General features: G+C 72.1%; 15 protein-coding genes and 5 tRNA genes. 10 read left to right on the top strand and 10 right to left on the bottom strand.

Annotation, left to right across the window (positions count from 1 at the left end):
* Positions 1-388: 388 nt before the first annotated feature.
* The 4 genes from GVL05_RS04050 to GVL05_RS04035 all read right to left on the bottom strand — a co-directional run bounded on the left by GVL05_RS04050 (position 389) and on the right by GVL05_RS04035 (position 6,230).
* Positions 389-3,754: an ATP-binding protein gene (locus GVL05_RS04050; RefSeq protein ID WP_159571510.1), complete on the bottom strand. Its 3,366-nt coding sequence runs from the start codon at positions 3,752-3,754 to the stop codon at positions 389-391.
* Entirely contained in the window at positions 3,751-4,530 is a 780-nt protein-coding gene (locus tag GVL05_RS04045; protein WP_159571507.1) for a DUF4194 domain-containing protein, read from the bottom strand. The genes GVL05_RS04050 and GVL05_RS04045 overlap by 4 nt, the downstream gene beginning before the upstream one ends.
* The gene (locus tag GVL05_RS04040) at positions 4,527-6,056 is read right to left on the bottom strand and encodes a DUF3375 family protein (RefSeq protein ID WP_159571503.1); all 1,530 of its coding nucleotides are present in this window, start codon (positions 6,054-6,056) and stop codon (positions 4,527-4,529) included. The genes GVL05_RS04045 and GVL05_RS04040 overlap by 4 nt, the downstream gene beginning before the upstream one ends.
* A 101-nt stretch (positions 6,057-6,157) precedes the next feature.
* Positions 6,158-6,230 (bottom strand) — tRNA-Val (locus tag GVL05_RS04035).
* Between the two features lie 215 nt (positions 6,231-6,445).
* On the opposite strand from GVL05_RS04035, the gene GVL05_RS04030 reads away from it, so the two are divergent.
* From GVL05_RS04030 to GVL05_RS04010, 5 genes are all read left to right on the top strand, one after another.
* Positions 6,446-6,517, top strand: a tRNA-Gly gene (locus tag GVL05_RS04030).
* Between the two features lie 82 nt (positions 6,518-6,599).
* Positions 6,600-6,673, top strand: a tRNA-Cys gene (locus tag GVL05_RS04025).
* 48 nt (positions 6,674-6,721) lie between these two features.
* Positions 6,722-6,796: transfer RNA gene (locus GVL05_RS04020), tRNA-Val, on the top strand.
* A gap of 88 nt (positions 6,797-6,884) precedes the next feature.
* The gene (locus tag GVL05_RS04015) at positions 6,885-7,412 is read left to right on the top strand and encodes a hypothetical protein (protein WP_159571500.1); all 528 of its coding nucleotides are present in this window, start codon (positions 6,885-6,887) and stop codon (positions 7,410-7,412) included.
* A 147-nt stretch (positions 7,413-7,559) separates the two neighbouring features.
* Complete coding sequence (locus GVL05_RS04010) at positions 7,560-8,321, top strand: SDR family NAD(P)-dependent oxidoreductase (protein WP_159571498.1); 762 nt, start codon at positions 7,560-7,562, stop codon at positions 8,319-8,321.
* Here the strand turns inward: GVL05_RS04010 and GVL05_RS04005 are convergent.
* Positions 8,306-9,757, bottom strand: a complete 1,452-nt coding sequence (locus GVL05_RS04005; protein WP_268839263.1) for an MFS transporter — start codon at positions 9,755-9,757, stop codon at positions 8,306-8,308. The genes GVL05_RS04010 and GVL05_RS04005 overlap by 16 nt on opposite strands.
* A 251-nt stretch (positions 9,758-10,008) precedes the next feature.
* Here GVL05_RS04005 and GVL05_RS04000 point away from each other — a divergent pair, with 251 nt between their 5' ends.
* The 3 genes from GVL05_RS04000 to GVL05_RS03990 all read left to right on the top strand — a co-directional run bounded on the left by GVL05_RS04000 (position 10,009) and on the right by GVL05_RS03990 (position 14,444).
* Positions 10,009-10,881, top strand: coding sequence for an oxidoreductase (locus GVL05_RS04000; protein ID WP_159571495.1), 873 nt, complete (start codon positions 10,009-10,011; stop codon positions 10,879-10,881).
* 74 nt (positions 10,882-10,955) lie between these two features.
* A complete protein-coding gene (locus GVL05_RS03995; protein ID WP_159571492.1) occupies positions 10,956-13,028 on the top strand; it encodes a GMC oxidoreductase in 2,073 nt (690 codons plus the stop codon).
* A gap of 36 nt (positions 13,029-13,064) precedes the next feature.
* Complete coding sequence (locus GVL05_RS03990) at positions 13,065-14,444, top strand: hypothetical protein (protein WP_159571489.1); 1,380 nt, start codon at positions 13,065-13,067, stop codon at positions 14,442-14,444.
* A gap of 62 nt (positions 14,445-14,506) precedes the next feature.
* Here the strand turns inward: GVL05_RS03990 and GVL05_RS03985 are convergent, their stop codons facing one another.
* Positions 14,507-15,175 carry a FadR/GntR family transcriptional regulator gene (locus tag GVL05_RS03985; protein WP_159571486.1) on the bottom strand — a complete coding sequence of 223 codons (669 nt, stop codon included), beginning with the start codon at positions 15,173-15,175 and terminating at the stop codon, positions 14,507-14,509.
* Positions 15,176-15,261: 86 nt separating this feature from the next.
* Between GVL05_RS03985 and GVL05_RS03980 the strand changes: the two genes are divergently transcribed.
* Complete coding sequence (locus tag GVL05_RS03980) at positions 15,262-17,034, top strand: 2-isopropylmalate synthase (protein WP_159571483.1); 1,773 nt, start codon at positions 15,262-15,264, stop codon at positions 17,032-17,034.
* Here the strand turns inward: GVL05_RS03980 and GVL05_RS03975 are convergent.
* Positions 17,019-17,225: a hypothetical protein gene (locus tag GVL05_RS03975; RefSeq protein WP_111084081.1), complete on the bottom strand. Its 207-nt coding sequence runs from the start codon at positions 17,223-17,225 to the stop codon at positions 17,019-17,021. The genes GVL05_RS03980 and GVL05_RS03975 overlap by 16 nt on opposite strands.
* A gap of 170 nt (positions 17,226-17,395) precedes the next feature.
* Here GVL05_RS03975 and GVL05_RS03970 point away from each other — a divergent pair.
* Positions 17,396-17,467, top strand: a tRNA-Gly gene (locus GVL05_RS03970).
* Positions 17,468-17,741: 274 nt separating this feature from the next.
* Here the strand turns inward: GVL05_RS03970 and GVL05_RS03965 are convergent.
* Genes GVL05_RS03965 through GVL05_RS03955 form a run of 3 tightly spaced genes read right to left on the bottom strand, consistent with a single transcriptional unit; the run spans position 17,742 to position 19,428 of the window.
* Complete coding sequence (locus GVL05_RS03965) at positions 17,742-18,011, bottom strand: DUF6510 family protein (RefSeq protein ID WP_159571480.1); 270 nt, start codon at positions 18,009-18,011, stop codon at positions 17,742-17,744.
* Positions 18,011-18,838 (bottom strand): ferredoxin reductase, encoded by an 828-nt coding sequence (locus GVL05_RS03960; protein WP_235035833.1) that lies wholly within the window; start codon positions 18,836-18,838, stop codon positions 18,011-18,013. The genes GVL05_RS03965 and GVL05_RS03960 overlap by 1 nt, the downstream gene beginning before the upstream one ends.
* On the bottom strand, positions 18,835-19,428 hold the full coding sequence (locus tag GVL05_RS03955; RefSeq protein WP_123938053.1) for a molybdopterin-dependent oxidoreductase: 594 nt from the start codon (positions 19,426-19,428) through the stop codon (positions 18,835-18,837). Before GVL05_RS03955 ends, GVL05_RS03960 begins: the two co-directional genes overlap by 4 nt.
* Positions 19,429-19,537: the final 109 nt, after the last annotated feature.

Genomic DNA, 19,537 nt, shown 5'->3' with positions numbered 1-19,537 from the left:
GCTTGGGGGAGCGGCGTCCGAACACGCCATCACCGTAGCGGCGAGTGGTCAAGGAACGTCTGTGCGGCGCCTGTCGACACGCTGACGAAGCACCCGCCGGGTGGTCAGGACATCGCGTCGGCCGTGCTCCGAGTGGTCGCAGGCCGTCGGCGGCGGCGCCGCCAGGCGACGCATCGTGACCAGTGCGCGAAGGTGAGCGGGGTGTTGCGACCGGCGGACGAGCGGCCGGGACGCCCGTGGCGGGCTCGCCCCGCGCCTCCAGGCCGTCGCCGGGCGCCCCCACAGCGCGTGCCGGGTGGTCAGGACACGCCGCCTGCCGCGCGTCGAGTGGTCACCAACTGTCGGCGGCGCCGCCGCCTCCCGACAGTTCGTGACCTCTCGGCAAGCGTCAGGCGTCGGCGGGGACCCGGGCGATCTCGGTGATGGACGAGTGACCGGTCTCGGGGTGCTTGCGCATCGAGAGCAGCCGCTCCATCGAGGGCTCGAGCGCCGTGACCTTGTCGAGCGGCGCACTCACCACCAGCTGGAACCCGAGCCGCAGCCACGCGGTGACCGCACGACCGGCGAACTCCGAGTCCGCCTTGATGAACGCCTCGTCGAGGAACACCGGGGCGAACCGCGGCCGGGGCCGGGTCTCGTCGCCGAGCTGGTAGCGGAGCGCCGCACCGACGATGAACGCCACGAGCTCCTGCGTCTCACCACCGGACTTGTCACCGAGCGACGAGTACACACCGAGGTCGTTGCCCGACGTGTCGTAGCGGACCGCCGTGATCTCCATGTGCCGCCGGACGTCGAGCACGGCGTCGCGCTGCGTGGTGCGGCCACGGGCAGCGTCGGGGTCGGGGCGGATGACGGCCATGAAGCGCCGGAGCCGGCGGAACCGGGTCTCGAGCACGTCGTCGGTCAGCTCGGCGTCGACCGAGGCGGACAGGGCGCGGAGCTCGCGGCGGAACGCGGTGACGTCCTCGCGCGTGACCCGCCGGATCTGGATCTTCAGACGGTCGCGGTTGGCGCCGAACGGCAGGTCCCGCAGGATCTCGTTGACCGGTTCGAGGCGCTCCTCGATCTCGACGACGGCCCGGTCGAAGGCCCCGGCGAGCGGCACGAGGTCCTCGCCGCTCCACTGCGACAGCCGCCGACGCCACTCGGTGCGGCGGGCGTGCAGGCCGGTCGCGACGATCTGGTCGAGGATGGCGTGGTAGTCCGGGTACGACGCGACGCCGGTGCCGAGGTTCGGGTCCGGCCAGGCGTCCTGGTACCGCTGGAACGTGAGCGTCAACGACGTCGAGGCCGCTGCGGCACCGTCGAGTGCCTGCGACAGCCGCTCCTCGAGGCGTCGTCGGAGCCGTCGGGTGGCGTCGTCGAAACCGTCCACACCGTCCGGTGCCCCGACCTCGGCGAACGTCTCAGACAACAGCCGGGATTGTTCGGCGTCCGGTACCGAGCCCGGTGACGACTCGAAGCGCTCCAGGATCTCGGCGGCGGCGTCCTGGCCGTCGACGAGCACGGCGTGCCGCTCCTCGAGGCGCTGCACGGAGAGCCGCGCGGCGGAGCGGCGGTCGGCGGTCTCGTCGAGCGACTTCCGCAGGCGGGCGACCGAGGCGCGCAGGGTCCGGAGGCCGTCGTCGGCGGCGAGGAGCGCCTGCCGTTCCTCGTCGAGGCGTGCCAGCGAGGTCTCGACTCCCTGGACGTCGATGGCGTCCCAGGTCACGTCGACGACGTGCTGGTGCGCGGCGCGGAGGACGTCGAGCGCGGTGAGGTCCTGCGCGACGTCGGTGCGACGGGCCTCGAGCGTGGCGAGGTCCTGCGCGATCGACGCGAGCTCCTGCTCGACGGCGGCGACGCGGGCCTCGTTCGTGAAGCCGATGACGTTCGCCTGGCGGCGGTCACCGTGCGCACCACGCCGGCCGTCGCGGAGCTGGCCGGACTCGGTCACGCGCCGGCCACCACCACCGAGCTCCGAGGCGTCGGTGACGCAACGGGCGTCGGTGCGGTCCGACTCGATCCGCTCCCGCACCCAGGTGCTGAACGGCGAGTGCTTGATGGCGAGCTTGCCGGAGACCATCGCGGGATCGCCGTCGAGGTCCAGGTGTGGTCCGGTCGGTACGCCCTCGAACTGCACGCGGACGGGCAGGCGGAGCGCGTCGATCGCCTCACTGAACGCGCCGAGGCGGTCCTGGTCGACCAGCAGGGTGCGGGCGACGGGGGCCAGCACGGACTCGATCGCCGTGCGCCAGCGCTCTTCGCCGGGCTGCACGTCGAGCAGTTCGGCGACGAACGGCAGGTCGGCGGGGTCGATGCCGGCGGCCCGGGCCATCGCGAGCCGGGCCTCGTGCATCGGCAGGGGCATCGCGCCCTGACGGTGCTCGAGCGACTGCCGCTCCTGGCGCAGCGAGCGCTCCCGGTCGAGCAGCGGGTACTCCTCGCGCGTCAGGGCGTCGCGGCGGTCGTCCAACGACGAGCGCGAAGCAGCGTAGGAACCGAGGAACTCGTGCGAACTGCGCTGCGCGGCAGTGAAGTCGGCCTCGGTCGCGACGGACGTGCCGAGCACCGCTGTGCGCTCGTCGAACGTCGCCCGGGTCCGGACCACCGCGTCGCGCTCACGGGTGAGTCGCTCGATGCGGTCCTCGAGCTGGGCGAGCGCGTTGCCGCCCTGGTCGCGCAGCCGCGCCTCGGCGTCACGCAGCTCGATCTCCACGGCGGCGTGCCGGGCTTCGGCGGCGGCGACCTCGGCGCGGGACGCCGTGCGCTCCCGGCCGTTGCGGTCCACCTCGGCGTCGAGCAGGTCCCGCTTCCGCGAGGCCGTCCAGTGCGCGAACGGGGAGACCTCGGCGCCGGTGGCGATGCCGTCCAGGGCCTCGGCCGCGGCCTTCGAGCGTTCGATCTCGTCGTGCAGGTCGGTGATCGGGGAGAGGATGCGGACCTTGCGCTCCTCGGTGTCCATCGCCTCGTACGCCTCGTCGAGCGCGGAGAAGTGCGCGAGGGCGCGGTCGGCCGCCTCGTAGGTGCCCGGGGTCTCGAGCACGAGCGACTTGTACAGCGCGTCGACGGTCGGCAGGTGCTGCCCGGCCTGGATGCGCGCGAGCAGGCGCATCGCCCGGTTCCCGCCGCCGGAGTCGCCGATGCCGAGCCGGGTCTGCAGCGTGTACGCGAGCTCCTGGTAGGTGTCGCGGATCACCAGCCCCGGTACGCGTCCGGTCAGTTCGAGGTGGTGGAACCGCGTCGGCACGAACTCCTCGAGCCGACGCAGGTCGAACGTGTCGTCGACCGTCGCCATGGTCATCTGGATGTCGCCGACGCCCCGCGCACGCTTCGGCACGATGTACGCCCGCAGCACCGTGAAGCGCCGCTCGTCGTCGTTCCGGAACGTGACCGCGGCCGCGCCCCAGGTGGTCTGGTCGTCGCCGCGCAGGTTGACGTCGCGCAGTGCACCGGACTCGGGGTCACGGCGGGTGTCGACCTTGCCCCGCAGGTACGTGAGCAGGTTGCGCTGGTCGGCGCTGCGCGCGCGACCCGTCGTGGCGTCGTTCGAGGCGCCGTTGAACGGCACGTCGGACGGCATCATCACGGCCAGGTACGCGTCCATCAGCGTGGACTTGCCGGTGCCGGACGCGCCGGAGATGAGGGTCGCGGTGCCGGACAGCTCGACCTGCCGGTGGCCGTGGAACCCGCCCCAGTTGACGACCTGCATCGACTCGGCGCGCCACTGCGCGACCGTGTCGAACAGCGCGGGGATCTGGAAGGTGTCGGTCATGCTTCCGTCTCGCCGTCGTCGTCGGTGTCGGATCCGTCAGCCGGGAGGCCCGTGGCGGCTCCGTCGGTCGGCTCGCCGCCCTGGTCGGTCGGGTCTTCGTGCGCGGTGGTGGTCCGCAGCCACGTGTCCAGTTCCAGCAGGCGCTCCAGGGGGAGCAGCACCTCGACGACGCTCGCCACCCGGAAGCGGTCCGGGTCCGAGGTGCGGATGAGGATGCGCGCCGTGACGAGGCGCTCGACGGCCTTCGCCACCCGGCCCTCGTCGCGCGTGCGGTCGGTCGCGGTCGCCGGTCGGAAGCCGGCGACGTGCCCGAGGATCTCCGAGCGGTCGACGACCACCTGGTCCGGAGCCGGTCGGGCGTCGGCGCGCAGGCGCATCCGCAGGTAGACGAGGACGATCGTCTCCTCGCGGGTGTACGGCAGGTCGCGCAGCAACGTGGGGAACGTGCGGCGCTGGCTCTCCGACCGGGCCTGGCGCTTCCACGCGACCTCGCGGTCACGGTCGACGTGCAGCTCGAGGAACAGGTCGTTCAGACGCGACCGCAGCTGGTACTCGGCGTCGAGGACGGCACGCCACTCGTCGGGGTGCGTGCGGGAGCTGACGTACGAGTGCCGGAGCAGCGCCACCAGGGCCCGTCGCTGGTGCTCGTCGAGCCGGCCCTCGTCGCCCTCGAAGAGGGCGAAGCTGGACTCGTCGCGTTCGTCGTCCGGCACGACCGTTGCGGGGTCGTCGTACGGGACGGTCTCGTCGACCGGTGCCGGCGTCGTGTCGCTCACCGTGCCTCCTGTGCGTTGTCGTCGTGGGGATCGCCGACCGGCGCGTGCTCGGCAGCGAGCGCAGCGGTGGGCATGTGGAAGGTGACCGGGCTGCCGTCCGGACGCACTGTCCGGTGCTCCGCGACGTGCGCGGCGGACTCGAAGTCGTCGCGTCCGGTGAGCAGGTGGGCGAGGCCGAACAGCTCGACCGGTCGACGCTGTTCGGGCGGCAGCCCGTGGAAGGCGTCGACGCTCGAGTCGGCCTCGGCGAACCGGAGCGCGGCACGCAGCTCGGTCAGGAGCGGGCCGCCGTGCTTGCGGAGCATCTCGACGTCGAGGTCCTCGAAGACGTCGTCGTCGGGGTCCTCGATGGGTGGCGGCACCGACTCGGCGTCCGGGTCGTAGAAGCGCTCGCGCAGGGTGCCGACCTCGGCCGACGCCGGCAGCAGCGGGAGCGGGATGCGGTCGCGCGCACCGCTCTGGTCCATGAGTGTCGCCAGGCCGCGGTTGATCGAGCGGATCACTGCGTCGAGCTCACGGTCGCGGACCACGTCGTGGGCGACGATCTGGTCGCGCAGTGTCGCGGTGAGCTGACGCCGCTGGGCGAGGACGTCCTCGATGCCCTGGCGCAGGATCGTCACGGTGTTGCGGAACGCGCGACGCTCACCGGCTCCGAGGCCGTCGGCGAAGGAGTGGGACAGGATCGTCGCGATGTCGTCGCGCAGGCGGAGCAGCAGGGCGTCGTCGCGCAGGAGCTCGAAGGCGCCCTCGAACGCGCGTCCCTCGGGGGTCGCCTGCATCAGGTTGTCGGTGCGTGCGAGGTAGTCGTCGAGGATCTCGCCGATCGGGCGGACCTCTTGTCGGAAGTCCTCGACGATCGAGCGGTGCATCGTCGCGACGGCCTCTTCGACGCGCTTGAAGTCGCTCGGCAGCTGCCGGATCAGGTCGGAGATGTTCGTGTACCCGTCGCGCATCCGGTCGTCCTCGACGGTGACGACGTCGTCGCCGTGCTCGAGGCGCTCACGCTCGGCCCGCAGTTCGGCGATCTGGGCGTCGATGCGGCGGATCTGCACGTCGGGGTCCGGCTCTGCGCGGGCGGCCCAGCGGTGCACGGCGTCGACGATCATCGCCAGGCGGCTCTCGCTGATCAGTGCGCGGTCGGCCGACAGGGCGTCGACGAGGCTCAGGGCCTCGAGCGCGTGACTCGTCAGGGAGTACTGCTCGTCGCCGTCGGGGGAGTTGGAGCGGACCAGCCACTGTGCCGCCACCCACTCACGGCAGAGGGCGCGGCCGTTCGGTCGGGGGTCCTGCTCGCTCTGCTCGTGCTGTTCGCTCGCGGGTACGCGTGCACCCGAGGCCTGCAGGCGGGCGACGTGCTCCTCGACCTGCAGGTGCATGCGGTCGGCGGGGACGTACTGGACGTCGCGGTCGAACACCGTGCGGAACACGGCGAGGACCGTCGCGCTCGTCGGGCGGGACATGAGGCGCAGGGTCGGACGGTCGAGGACCGCTCGGACCCGGGCGAACTCGAGGTCGACGTCGGTCATGCGCCCCTTCGTCCGATCGTGCTGGTGGTGTGGCCCGCGTACTGCGGCCGGGTGAGATGACAAGAGCCCGACGCTGCTGCGTCGGGCTCTTGTCTCAAGGGTGGGCGATACCAGACTCGAACTGATGACCTCTTCGGTGTGAACGAAGCGCGCTACCAACTGCGCCAATCGCCCCCTGCACTGTTCGTGCGAGTCGATAGTAGCCGAAGTCCGGCGGTGCATCGAACACGGCGCGCGCCCCGGGTGTGGCGCGCGTTCTGCGAGGGGTACTGAACCGGCCGGATCCGCATGAACTCGGGGGACACGCCCGGTGAACGGGAAGGATTTTGGCGGATGCCCCTGGGTTCGTATAGAGTTTACGTCGTCGCCGCGACAGCGGAAAGACAAGTGCGGATGTGGCGCAGTGGTAGCGCATCACCTTGCCAAGGTGAGGGTCGCGAGTTCGAATCTCGTCATCCGCTCGAGTGTGGGGCTTTTCGAAGCCCTGCGACTCACCAGAGGGTATCCCACCGTTCGGGTACTCACGGAGACGTGAACCTCGATGGTGGGGTGGCCGAGAGGCTAGGCAGCGGCCTGCAAAGCCGTCCACGCGGGTTCGAATCCCGTCCCCACCTCCAGCAACACCCTCCAGATCCTGTGCGAACTCCGGTTCAGACAGGGAATCTGGGCGATTGGCGCAGCGGTAGCGCGCTTCCCTGACACGGAAGAGGTCACTGGTTCGATCCCAGTATCGCCCACCACGGGAAAGCCCCCGGCAGGACCACCAGGTCCGGCCGGGGGCTTTCCTCGTTCCGGGCGACCGCCGCGCTCGGCTGGCACGATGGCGATATGGATTCGATGCGTGGGTGGCCGCTGTGGGCCGTGATGATCGTCCTCGCGGTCGCGTTCGGCGGGTTCTGGTACCTGTCGACGTTCGTCACCATGCCCGCCGACGTGCCCGTCTGGATCCGAGGCACAGCGAGTGCCGTGACCGGCGCCGCGTTCGGCGTGATCTTCGGGCTCTGGATCGGTCGGCAGCGCCGGAGCGTCGGCCCGGCAGCGCGTGATCGTGCACTCGGTCGAGCGGTGAGGCGCGGCGAACTGCCCGCTGATGCCGACCCGGCGCAGTGGCGCCAGGCGCTCGAGCACTACCAGCAGCAGTACCGCCGACAGCGGTGGTTCGGACCCGTCGTGTTCGTGCTGGCGATGGTCCTCGAGGTGTCCCTCGCCGTCACCGGGCGGCCGGTCTTCTGGTTCGCGGCGGCGATGTTCCTCGTGTTCCTGGTCGTCACCCTCGTGCAGACACCGAAGGTGCTGCGGAACACCGCCGCGATGCTCGTCGAGCTCGACCGGCGGAACGCGACCGACACGCACTGAGCGACCAGACGCGGTGGTCGTGACCGCAGCGGGAGGCGCGGTGCGCGACGGACGCACGCCGCGCCTCCCGGCCGGGCCGTGTACGCAGGGCGGTACCTCGTCGACGCGGTGCACCGCGCCGACCCCGCTCAGGAAGGCGCCCGCTCCATGACCTCACCCTTCGACCTCACCGGCCGGACCGCCCTCGTCACCGGCGGCAACCAGGGACTCGGCCGGGCCTTCGCCTTCGGCCTCGCCGAGGCCGGCGCCCGCGTCGCGATCGTCGGGCGCTCCGCGGAGCGCAACGCCCGGGTCGCCGCCGAGGCCGCGGATGCCGGCCACGACTTCGTCACCATCACGGCGGACATCACCGACGGCGAGCAGGTGGCGCGCATGACCGAGGAGGCGATGGCGGCCCTCGGCCGCCTCGACGTGCTCGTCAACAACGCCGGCACGTGCCACCACCGGGACGCCTTCGACGTCCCCGACAGCGAGTGGGACGACGTGTTCGACCTCAACGTCCGCGCACTGTGGAAGACGTCGACGGCGGTCGGCGCGCACATGCGTGACGCCGGTGCGGGGTCGATCGTGAACATCGGCAGCATGTCGGGCCTCATCGTGAACCGGCCGCAGTGGCAGCCGGCGTACAACGCGTCGAAGGCGGCCGTGCACCACCTGACGAAGTCGCTCGCGGTCGAGTGGGCGAAGTACGGGATCCGCGTGAACGCCGTCGCCCCCGGGTACGTGAAGACCGAGATGGCCCCGGTGGACTCCCCGGAGTTCCGGCGGTACTGGATCGAGGACGCACCGCAGCAGCGCTTCGCCCTGCCCGAGGAGATCGCGCCGAGCGTCGTGTTCCTGGCGAGCGACGCGGCGTCGTTCATCACCGGATCCGTGCTCGTGGCGGACGGCGGCTACAGCGCCGTCTGAGCCGGTTCGGCCACCGGCGTGCCCGCGCGGGTCGTCGCGCGGGCCATGCCGACGGCGACGAGCACGGCGGCGACGACCGTCAGGACGACGCCCGCGACGGTGATCCCGTCCTCGAACGCGGCCAGCCGATCGACGCTCCACGACGTCGACGCGATGCTGCCCGGCACGAGCAGCGCCAGGACCGTGCCGGTCGCCGCGATGCCCACCGCGGTCGCGAACTCGCTCGAGGTGTCGACGAGCGCCGCACCGACCGACGTCCGGTTCGACGGCAGGCCCTGGAGCACGTTGTTGCCCGCGACGACCCCGACGACCCGCATCCCGGCGGCGACGAGGACGAGGGCCGCGGCGACCCAGCCGTACCCGGCACGGCCGCCGACCGTGAAGAGCGCGAGTCCTGCGACGACGGCGCCGGCGCTCAGCCATGCCGCGCGGCCGAGGCCCACCCGCTGCACGAACGGGCCGACGAAGCGTCCGGACGCCAGGAGCACCACCACCTGCGGCAGCGTGCCGATCGCGGCCAGCGCCGGCGACCACCCCCAGGCGAACTGCAGCTGCAGCGTCACCAGGTACGACAGGCCGGAGACGGCCAGTCCGGAGGCCGCCTTGTACGCCAGACCGCTCGCGACGAGCGGACGGGCGAGCAGGCGCAGGTCGAGCAGGGGCTGCGCCGCGGTGCGCTCCCGCCGCACGAAGGCCGCCACCGCAGCGACCGTCACGACGACCCCGGTCCACCCCGGCCAGGAGGCGCTGCCTGCCTCCGCGAAGAGGGTGGGCGTCCCGAGTGCACCGACCAGGGCCGTGGTCCCGAACAGCGCGCCGGTCACGTCGATCCGGTCGGGGTGCAGGTCCTGCGGTCGGTCAGCGGGCACGCCGGCTCGGATGCCGATGAACGCGAGCGCCGCGATCGGCACGTTCACCAGGAGCAGGGCCTGCCACGGCGCCACCGCGAGGGCGAAGCCACCCGCCGTCGGACCGACCGCGAGCCCGACCAGGCCCGCGGTGGAGATGACCGTCAGCGCCCGGACCCGCAGGGCGTCGGTGTCGAAGAGCCGGAAGGCCAGGACCATCGACCCGGGCGTCGTCATCGCCGCTGCGAGCCCCATGAGCGCGCGGACCGCGATGAGTTCGCCGGTCGTGGTGACGAGCGTGGTCGCCAGCGCGGAGAGCGCGAGCAGCACCAGGCCGACGAGCATCACCCGGCGTCGGCCGAACCGGTCGGCGACCGCACCGAACAGGAGCATGAGGGCGCCGAAGACGACCGAGTAGGCGCCGGTGACCCACTGCAGTCCGGTCGTCGACGCGTGGAGCTCACGGCCGATGGTGGGCAGGGCGACGTTCAGCACCGAGTTGTCGAGCATCTCGAACAGGAAGACGGCGGACAGGCCGGCGAGGGCGATCCCGGCGTCGCGGAGCCGGGCGGGGGAACGGGTGGACACGTGCACTCCTTCGATGAAGAAGTGGCGACTCGTCCGAGACCGCGTGTGGGTGCCTGGCCGCCGGAGCGACGAGGCGTTTTGCCCTCTGGCAGGAGCGTACGTCCAGTGGGGCGTCTGCTGCAAGCGGGCCGTCCGCTGCAAGTGGGCCGGAACGCGCGTCGGTGTCGTGCGAGCCGCCGCCGGCGCGAGCAGGCTGTCAGGAGTGCGCTGCGCTGCGCCCTCGGCGTCGGCACGCCCTCGAAGGAGATCCGATGAGCACCACCACCCCTCACCTGCCCGGCGGCACCTGGACCCTCGGCGACCGGCCGGTCGCACGCTTCGGCTACGGCGCGATGCAGCTCACCGGTCCCCGGGTCGTCGGGCCGCCGAAGGACCACGACGAGGCCGTCGCCGTGCTCCGGGACGCCGTCGCGGGCGGCATCACGCACATCGACACCGCCGAGACGTACGGCCCTCGCATCGTCAACGAGCTGGTGCACGAGGCGCTGCACCCGTACGCCGACGACCTCGTCATCGCGACGAAGGTCGGTGCGCGGCGGGACGCCCGAGGCGGTTGGCCGACAGCTCGGGAACCCGACCAACTGCGTGGGCAGGTCGACGACAACCTCGAGACGCTCGGCGTCGACGTGCTGGACCTCGTCAACCTGCGGCTGGGCGACGCGAACGGTCCGGTCGCGGGGCCGATCGCCCCGGCGTTCGAGACGCTGGTCGACCTGCAGCGACAGGGGGTCATCCGGCACCTCGGCGTGAGCAACGCCACGACGGAACAGGTGGCGGAAGCGCAGGGGATCGCACCGATCGTCTCGGTGCAGAACATGTACAACCTGGCCAATCGGCAGGACGACCCGCTCATCGACCGGCTCGCGGCCGAGGGCATCGCCTACGTGCCGTTCTTCCCGCTCGGCGGCTTCGCACCGCTGCAGTCCGAAGTGCTCTCGACCGTGGCGACACGGCTCGGGTCGACGCCGATGTCCGTCGCCCTGGCATGGCTGCTGCGCCGGTCCCCGAACGTCCTGCTGATCCCGGGCACGTCGTCGCGGGCGCACCTGCGCGAGAACATCGAGGGTGCCGCCGTCGTGCTGAGCGACGACGACCTGCTCGACCTCGAGGGCATCGGCGGCTGAGCCCGGCCCCGGACCCTGCCGTGTCCGTTACGGTGCTCGTGGGCGGCACCGGCGCTGCTCGAGAGGCAGGACCGATGACGGACCACGCGGCCACCGCGGCGCAGGAGTTCCTCCGCACGCACGACGAACGGCTCCGTTCCCTGGTCGACCGGGTGGTGCCGGCGGACGAGTACCCGTCGGCGTCCGAGGCCGGCGCGCTCGCGTTCCTGGCCGGGGTGCTGGTCGACCGGCCCGACTGGCTGGACCGTCTCCGTGCCGTCGTCGAGCACGCGGACGACCACGAGGGCGTCGACGAGCCCCGCGACGGCGACGATCCCGACTGGACCTGGTTCGCCGAGCTCGTGGCCGCGGGCTACTACGCCGACGCGGGGAACGGCGGGAACGCGGGGGAGCGGTCCTGGGACATGGTGGGGTGGCAGCCCGGTCCGCCGGACGGCTGGAGCGTGCCGGTACCGGTGCCGACCGCAGCGCCCTCGGTCGTGCACCCGTCGCAGCTGGCCGACCGGTACGACGCGGTCGTCGTCGGGTCGGGCGCCGGCGGGGGTGTCGCGGCGTGCGGGCTCGCCGAGTCCGGTCGGCGCGTGCTCGTGGTCGAGGCCGGTGGGTGGCCCGGCACCGCGGAACTCAGCCGTGACCACATCCGGAACCCGCGGTCGAGCTGGGGCGTCGCACCGCGGTCGGGGCCGTCCGACGTCGGCCACCCGCGGACGGTGGCGGACGGTCGCGAGCTCCTGGTGCTCCGGCCCTCGTCACCGGGGTGGCACAACAACGCCGTCACGGCCGGCGGCGGCACGCGGGTCTACGGCGCACAGGCCTGGCGGTTCGGGCCGCGGGACTTCGCGATGGCGTCGACGTACGGCGTGCCGGACGGCAGCGCCCTGGCTGACTGGCCGTTCGGGTACGACGAACTCGAGCCCTGGTACGAGCGCGCCGAGTGGGAGATCGGGGTCAGCGGCGGTGACGTCGACGGTCCGTGGTCCGGGGAACGCTCGCGCGCGCGACCGATGCCACCGCTGCCGTCGGGGGCAGCGCGGGACCGGCTCGCCGGCGCCGCGGACGCCCTGGGCATCTCGACGGTGCACGTCCCGCTCCTGATCAACTCGACGCCGTACCTGGGCCGCCGCGCGTGTGAGCAGTGCGGCATGTGCGTCGGCTTCGCGTGCCCGGTCGACGCCAAGAACGGCAGCCAGAACACCATGCTGACCCGCGCGTTCGCCACCGGGAACGCGTCGATCGTGCTCGAGTCGCGGGTCGCCCGACTGCGCACGGACCATGCCGGCCGTGTCGTCGGCGTCACGATCGTCGGCACCGCGGACGGCCGCGACTGGCGGGCCGAGGTCGACGCCGCCGAGGTCGTCGTGGCGGCCGGGGCGGTGGAGTCGGCACGGCTCCTGCTGAACAGCCGGAGCGACCAGGAGCCCGACGGCATCGGCAACGGTGCGGACCAGGTCGGCCGGCACCTGCAGGGCCACGTCTACGGCGGTGCGATGGGGGTCTTCGACGACGTGGTGGACGACGGTCTCGGGCCGGGGCCGTCGATCGCCACCACCGACTACCGGCACGGCGTGCCCGGGCAGATCGGTGGCGGGATCCTGGCGAACGAGTTCATCGCGACGCCGTCGAACACGCACCAGTACCTCGTCGGCACGGGGCTCGCGCCGCGATCCGGGCTCGACGGCAAGCACGCGATGCGGGACCTGGCGCGGCGCAGCATGCGGATCATGGGTCCGATCCAGGAGGTCACCACGGCCGACGCACGCGTCCGGGTCGATCCGGCGGTGACGGACCGGTACGGCATCCCGGTGGCGTCGTTCAGCGGTGGGGTCCACCCGGAGGACGTCCGTGCTCGCGACCACACCAGCGCCCGGAGCGGCGACTGGTTGCGCGCGGCCGGCGCCACGCGCGTGGCGGAGCTGCACGGTCCGGTCCGGGGCACGAGCGGTGGCCAGCACCAGGCCGGCACGCTCCGGATGGGGACGGATCCGGCGACGTCGGTCGTCGACCCGTTCGGACGGGTGTGGGGACACGACAACCTGCGCGTGACCGACGGCTCGGTGCACGTCACGAACGGCGGGGTCAACCCGGTGCTCACCATCCTGGCGACCGCGATGCGGAGCGTCGACGCGATGGTCGCGCAGCACGGTTGACCACGTGCCCGGTCCGCCACCGATACGGTGGCGTCCGTGACCGACGACCCTGAAGCCGCCATCGCCCAGCACGTCCACGACGCGTGGGACGGTTCCCTGCGGCTCGTGCACATCACGATCTCGGACGAGGACGGCGACGCCTACCCCGGCCAGGACGTCGACCGGTGGGTGATCGACGTCCGGGTGCCCATCACCGACGACGAGGCCGAAGCGGTGTCGGTCGCCGAGGTCGCCGCGTACACGAGCCGATCGCCCGAGTCGGTCGAGGCACTGGTGCTCGGCTACCAGGTGTCCGACGTCGACGGTGACTTCGCCGCCGCGATCGTCGTGCCGGACGCGACCGGCGAGACCTTCCTGTCGCTGCAGACGCACGCCGCCGAGATGCTCGGCAAGCCGGACCTGCTGGCGCTCGACCGCCTCACCGTGCGTCCGGCGTACCGCGGGCTGCCCGGGCTCGTCCCCGCCGTGGTCGACGCCGTGCGTCGTGGCCCCGCCGGTCGTTCGGCGTCGTGGGTGCTCGCGGACCCCTCGGTCTGGAACGTGCCGTTCGAGGACCAGGACCGTGCCGCCGGCGAGTTCGTCCAGTGGGCGGACACCCCCGTGTTCGCGTCGATGAACGCGGACCACGAGGACCTCGAGCGGTTGGCCGCCGTGCCCCCGACCGGAGGCATCGTCATGGGGTCCCGCTCGGACGAGGTGCACCTCGGCGACGCGCTCGACGAAGCATTGGCACGTCCGGCGATCGCAGTCGCGTTCGCCCTGCCGCCGAAGCTCCCGGCGAGCATCTGGGCCGCGGCCCCCGACGACGTCCACGGCGTGCACCCCGACGAGGCCACCGGGTCCATCACCGTCGAGACGCACGACGAGCAGCTCGAGGTCGTCGGATCGCCCGGCACGGCACCGCAGCTGGTCGGGACCTCGGCCTCGGCCGACGCCGCGACGCAGGACTGGCTCCGGGCCGTGCACCAGCGCTGGTGGCAGTACGAGCCCGGACTGCACGACCGGATCCACGAGGTCGTCGACGAGTACCTGACGTCGGGGGAGATCGAGTCCGTCACCGACGAGCGCGCCCCGCACTTGCACGCGCCGGACCTGCCCGTGTTCCGCACCGAGTGGCCCGGGATCGGCGAGGTGCACCTCGAGCCCCTCGGCGAGGACACCGAACCCGTCGTGTACGACGCCGTGCTCGAGGTCGGCGATGCCCACGACCACATCGGGGTCGTCGTCGTGCACGAGTCCGGGCACGTCCGCGCGTCCCTCCACGACGAGTGGAACCCCGCCCTGGCGGACGTGAGCAGTGCACTCACCCACCTGATCAGCCTCGGTGCGGGGGAGTTCTTCGCGGACGCGCTGCACGACGAGCTGTCGGCCGGCGCCGAGCACGCGATCCTGACGGGCGACGTCCGGGGCCACTGACCCGGACGGGCACCCGGCCCGCCGCCGAGCACGGTCCAGACCGGGCCGGAGCAGGCCTGCGCTCAGCCGAGCCGAGCCGTCAGGCTGCGCAGGTGCGCCCGGGTCAGGGCCGCGGCCGCGGCCGCGTCCCCGGCGTCGATCGCGTCGACGATGTCGTCGTGCACGTCGCGGTCGGCCTCGCTGCCGTACACCCCGTCGATGCGCAGCAGTTCGATCATCGCCTGGCGGCTGCGTGGGGTGAACCCGTCGAAGAGCTCGGTGAGCAGCGGGTTGTGGGCGGCGACGACGATCGCGCGGTGCAGCGCCGTGTCCGCGTCGACGTGCTGCTCGATCGAGGCGCGTCGTTCCTGCCGGTGCTCGACCGCGCGCCGCATCGTGCGGAGTTCGGCCGGGGTCCGGCGATCCGCGGCGAGGGACGACGCCTCGACCTCGATGGCGATGCGGGCCTCGACCACGGCGGCGATGTCGGCGCGGCGGACCACGTCGTCGAGGCCGTCCTGCACGTCGAGCGCGGTGACGAAGACCCCGGCGCCCTGCCGCGAGGCCAGCACGCCCCGACCGGCGAGGTGCCGGATCGCCTCGCGCACCGTCGAGCGACCGACGCCGAGCTGCGGTGCCAGCGTCGTCTCGCCGGGGAGCTTGTCGCCGAGCACCCACTCACCGTCGCGGATGCGGGCGAGCAGGGCCTCGGCAGCCTGTTCGGCGAGGGGTTCGCGGCGGACCGGTGTCATGTGCTCATCCTGCCGCATCGCGCTCGACACCTCTACTTGTCTGAGGAGTGGTGCTACGGTCGTCGCGACAGCTGCAGAGGAGCCTCATGACCACCAGCACCACCACCGACGTCGCGACCCCGTCGTGGAACCGACAGCGTCCGTCCCCGATGCCGTCGTACCGGTACCAGGACGTCTCCGACCGCGTCGCCGTCCCGCTCACCGACCGCACCTGGCCGACGCGGTCGCTCACCGCGGCGCCGCTGTGGGTCCCCGTCGACCTGCGCGACGGCAACCAGGCGCTCGCGGAGCCGATGGACCCCGAACGCAAACGGCGGTTCTTCGAGCTCATGGTGCGGATGGGCTACAAGGAGATCGAGGTCGGCTACCCGTCGGCGTCGGAGACGGACCACGCGTTCGTCCGGCTGCTCGCCGACACGGACCTGGCGCCGGACGACGTCACGATCGTCGTGTTCACCCCCGCCCGGCGTGACCTGATCGAACGGACGGTGGAGTCGATCCGCGGGATCACCAACGACGTCGTCATCCACATGTACACCGCGACCGCCCCGACGTGGCGCGACGTCGTGCTCGGGAAGGACCGGGACGAGCTGCGCGAGATGATCCTCGCCGGGGGCCGCGACGTCCTCGATCTCGCGGGACACCTGCCGAACGTTCGGTTCGAGTTCTCACCAGAGGTCTTCAACCTGACCGAGCCGGAGTTCGTCCTCGAGGTCTGCGACGCGATGACCGAGCTCTGGGACGCCACACCGGAGCGCCCGGTCATCATCAACCTGCCGGCGACCGTCGAGATCGCGACGCCGAACGTCTACGCCGACCAGATCGAGTGGATGCACCGCAACCTGGCCCGGCGCGACGGCGTGATCCTGTCGGTGCACCCCCACAACGACCGGGGGACCGGCATCGCGTGCGCCGAACTCGCGGTGCTCGCGGGGGCGCAACGCGTCGAGGGCTGCATCTTCGGCAACGGCGAACGGACCGGCAACGTCGACATCGCCACGCTCGCCCTCAACCTGCACGCGCAGGGCATCGACCCGATGATCGACTTCTCCGACATCGACGACGTCCGGCGGACGGTCGAGCACGCCACCCGCATCGAGCTGCACCCGCGGCACCCCTACGTCGGCGACCTGGTGCACACTGCGTTCAGCGGCACCCACCAGGACGCCATCCGCAAGGGCTTCGCCGAGCACCGAGCACGCGCGGCCGCCGAGGGGCGTCCGGAGTCGGAGACCGCGTGGCGCGTCCCGTACCTGCCGATCGACCCGGCCGACCTCGGCAGGGACTACGACGCGGTCATCCGGGTGAACTCGCAGTCCGGCAAGGGCGGTGTGGCACACCTGCTCGAGACGGCGTCCGGCATCGAGCTCCCGCGACGGCTGCAGATCGACTTCGCTCGTCGTGTCCAGCAGCACGTCGACGGTTCGGGGGCCGAGGTCGACGGACCCGAACTCCTCGCGCTGTTCGAGCGGAGCTACGAGCGGGCAGCCGGAGCGCCGGCCGGAGCGCCGGCGGACATCGAGCTGGTGGCGATCGAGACGACACACGGCGACGGCGCGCACACCGAACTCACCCTGCGGATCGACGGGGTCGAGCACCGCGGAGCCTCCGTCGACGTCGGTCCGGTCGAGGCGGTCGTCGAACTGCTCGCCGAGTGGGGTACCGCAGTCGACATCGTCTCGCTGCACCAGACGTCTCGGACGACGGGCAGCGCCAGCGCGGCACTGACCCTGCTCGAGTACCGCGACGGGGCCGGGGTGCACTGGGCGGCCGGACGTCACCGCTCGGTGCTGACCGCGAGCGTGGAGGCCGTCCTGCAGGCGGCACGAGCGATCCGCTCGGCTCAGACCGGGCGGTAGATCGCGATCGGGGGCGCCTGGTCGTCACCGTCGTCGTGCGCGTCGCCGGTGGCGAGCCAGGTCCGCCCCTCGTGCTCGATCGTGGTCGGCAGGTCGCCGTGCACCAGGATGCGGATGGCGGGGGTGTCACCGTCGATCAGGTCGACGCCGTGGGCCTCGGTCCCGCCCGGGTTGTCGTGCACGTAGCTCATGCTCCGATCGAACTCCCCCGTGCCTGATGACCGTGCCTGATGACCGCGTCTGACGACCGCGCCTGACGGCTGCCTCGGCACACCGGACACGCCCGGATCTGCTGCAGAACACGTCCGTGGGCCCGGGATCGGGTAGAGTCGACTCCGCACGGCCCACACGGCGTGCGAATGCGGATGTGGCGCAGTGGTAGCGCATCACCTTGCCAAGGTGAGGGTCGCGAGTTCGAATCTCGTCATCCGCTCGGACGGAACAGGACCCCCGGGGTTGCTCACAGAGCAGCACCGGGGGTTCTGTCGTTCCCGGGCGCCGTGAGCGGGCGCATCCGGGGGCGCAGGCTTCGGGTACCCGCGCCCACCGGACGCAGAGGCCGCACTGCCCCGAGTGGAGACGCCGGGTGGGTGGCCCAGCGATGTCCCGAAGAGTCATCCGGAGCATCGTCTCGGTCGGATTGGACCCCAGTTCGGGGCATGCGGAAAACCGCAAGAACTCCGCACGACATGCGGTCGGCGATTGCGCTAGCCGCGAGCCTCGGGTAATGGGATCAGCGTGGCACGGGTGCCGGGGAGGCTGATCCAGCGCGCGGATCCGGCCTCGACCACCGTGACGAGTACGGTGTCACACGTCCGGCACCGGGCGACGGAGCCCATCGCCGAGCAGTACACGGCGGTGCGCGCGACCGATCCGCGGGACCCGCACCCCGCGCAGCAGAGCACCGTCACGGTCGGCTCCGGACCGAGCACCTCGGACAGGACCCCTGCGAGGGCGTTGCCGTCGACGACCGTCATCAGCTGCCCCCGAACCGTTCGGCACGGACGTCGGTGGTGTCGTGTCCGAGGTCGGCGAGCCAGCGGAGCACCTGCTCGACGAAGGGCGTCGAGCCGCACACGTAGACGAGCGCCCCGGCGTCGGGTGGGAAGACCGCGGCGGCGAGCGCATCGCGGGTCAGCCGTCCCGCGGGCACGGCGGACCCGGGTGGAGCGGTCCGGCTGTACACGGTGGTCACCTCGAGCGGAGCGTCGGAAGCGACGGCCCGGTCGAGTTCGGCGCGGAAGAAGACGTCGTCGGGGGTCCGGACGGCGACGAGCAACCGGAACGGTGCGGGGTCCCCGGCCTCGGCGTGCGCGGTGACCATGGCGACGAGCGGCACGATCCCCGAGCCGCCGGCGATCAGCTGCACCGGACGGGCGGACGCGCCGGGGCGCCACACGAACCATCCGCCGAGCGGCCCGTGCACCTCGAGCGCGTCGCCGACCTCGACCGCGTCGACCAGGAACGGGGACACCTCGCCACCCTCGACGCGGTCGACGGCGAGCACGACGTCGGGCCGGTCACCCGCCGAGGCGATCGAGTACGAGCGGGATGCCTGGTAGCCGTCCTCGGCCGTGAGCCGCAGGTCCAGGTGCTGGCCCGGGTCGTTCCCCGGCCACGTCGGGACGTCCAGGACGACCCGACGGGCGTTCGGGGTCTCGCGCTCCACCGAGGCGACCGTCGCGGGGTGCCAGGCCGGCCGCCTGCGGGGCGCGGGCCGACCGGCGGGCGCGATCCGGGCCTCCAGGTCGGTGGACGGGGCGGTGGACACGTCGGCGGGCACGTCGGTGTCAGGAACCGTCACCAGTACCGCTCTTCCTTCCACGGGTCGCCGTGCAGGTTGTAGCCCGCGTTCTCCCAGAAGCCCGGCTCGTCGTCCGCCTGCATGACGATCCCGCTCACCCACTTCGCGCTCTTCCAGAAGTACAGGTGCGGCACCAGCAGGCGCGCCGGACCGCCGTGTTCAGGCTCGAGCGGTTCACCGTCGGCCTCGAACGCGATCCACGCCTTGCCGTCCAACAGCTCGTCGAGCGGCACGTTCGTCGTGTAGCCGCCGGTGCTGTGCACCATGCAGTAGTCGAGCGACGTCTCGACGTCCTCGAACAGGCGGTCGAGAGGGACGCCGCGCCACGGCATGTCGAGCTTGGTCCAGTGGGTGACGCAGTGGATGTCGACGGTGACGTCCTCGACGCCGAGCGCGTGCACCTCGTCCCACGTCCAGGTGTGCAGACCGTTCTCGGTGCGGATCGAGAAGACCCACGACGCCGGATCGACGTCGGGCGTGGCACCGGCCGACAGGACCGGCCAGTCGCGCACCAGGGTCTGGCCGGGCGGGATGCGGGTGTCGTCGCGGTCGGCCCGACGGCCACCGAACCCCCTGGTGAACGTCGCCATGATCCTCCTCGGACGGGATGGTCCGATCATGCTCCGTGCCGACGGCGGCCGTGTAACGAGTTCGTAAACACTCCGGAGGACGAGGAGCAGGAGTTGGGGGATCGCCGGG

The sequence above is a fragment of the Curtobacterium sp. 18060 genome (assembly GCF_902706105.1).
GTDB lineage: Bacteria > Actinomycetota > Actinomycetes > Actinomycetales > Microbacteriaceae > Curtobacterium.
The sequence above is the reverse complement of the archived record's forward strand: the minus strand, read 5'-3'. Positions and strand labels throughout refer to the sequence as shown.

What these genes read in the sequence shown, in the direction of transcription:
- GVL05_RS04015 (WP_159571500.1), top strand. Translation starts at nt 6,885, where the DNA reads ATGGATTCGATGCGTGGGTGGCCGCTGTGGGCCGTGATGATCGTCCTC.
- GVL05_RS03980 (WP_159571483.1), top strand. Translation starts at nt 15,262, where the DNA reads ATGACCACCAGCACCACCACCGACGTCGCGACCCCGTCGTGGAACCGA.
- GVL05_RS04040 (WP_159571503.1), bottom strand. Translation starts at nt 6,056, where the DNA reads ATGACCGACGTCGACCTCGAGTTCGCCCGGGTCCGAGCGGTCCTCGAC.
- GVL05_RS03975 (WP_111084081.1), bottom strand. Translation starts at nt 17,225, where the DNA reads ATGAGCTACGTGCACGACAACCCGGGCGGGACCGAGGCCCACGGCGTC.
- GVL05_RS03995 (WP_159571492.1), top strand. Translation starts at nt 10,956, where the DNA reads ATGACGGACCACGCGGCCACCGCGGCGCAGGAGTTCCTCCGCACGCAC.
- GVL05_RS03965 (WP_159571480.1), bottom strand. Translation starts at nt 18,011, where the DNA reads ATGACGGTCGTCGACGGCAACGCCCTCGCAGGGGTCCTGTCCGAGGTG.
- GVL05_RS04000 (WP_159571495.1), top strand. Translation starts at nt 10,009, where the DNA reads ATGAGCACCACCACCCCTCACCTGCCCGGCGGCACCTGGACCCTCGGC.
- GVL05_RS04050 (WP_159571510.1), bottom strand. Translation starts at nt 3,754, where the DNA reads ATGACCGACACCTTCCAGATCCCCGCGCTGTTCGACACGGTCGCGCAG.
- GVL05_RS03985 (WP_159571486.1), bottom strand. Translation starts at nt 15,175, where the DNA reads ATGACACCGGTCCGCCGCGAACCCCTCGCCGAACAGGCTGCCGAGGCC.
- GVL05_RS04010 (WP_159571498.1), top strand. Translation starts at nt 7,560, where the DNA reads ATGACCTCACCCTTCGACCTCACCGGCCGGACCGCCCTCGTCACCGGC.
- GVL05_RS03955 (WP_123938053.1), bottom strand. Translation starts at nt 19,428, where the DNA reads ATGGCGACGTTCACCAGGGGGTTCGGTGGCCGTCGGGCCGACCGCGAC.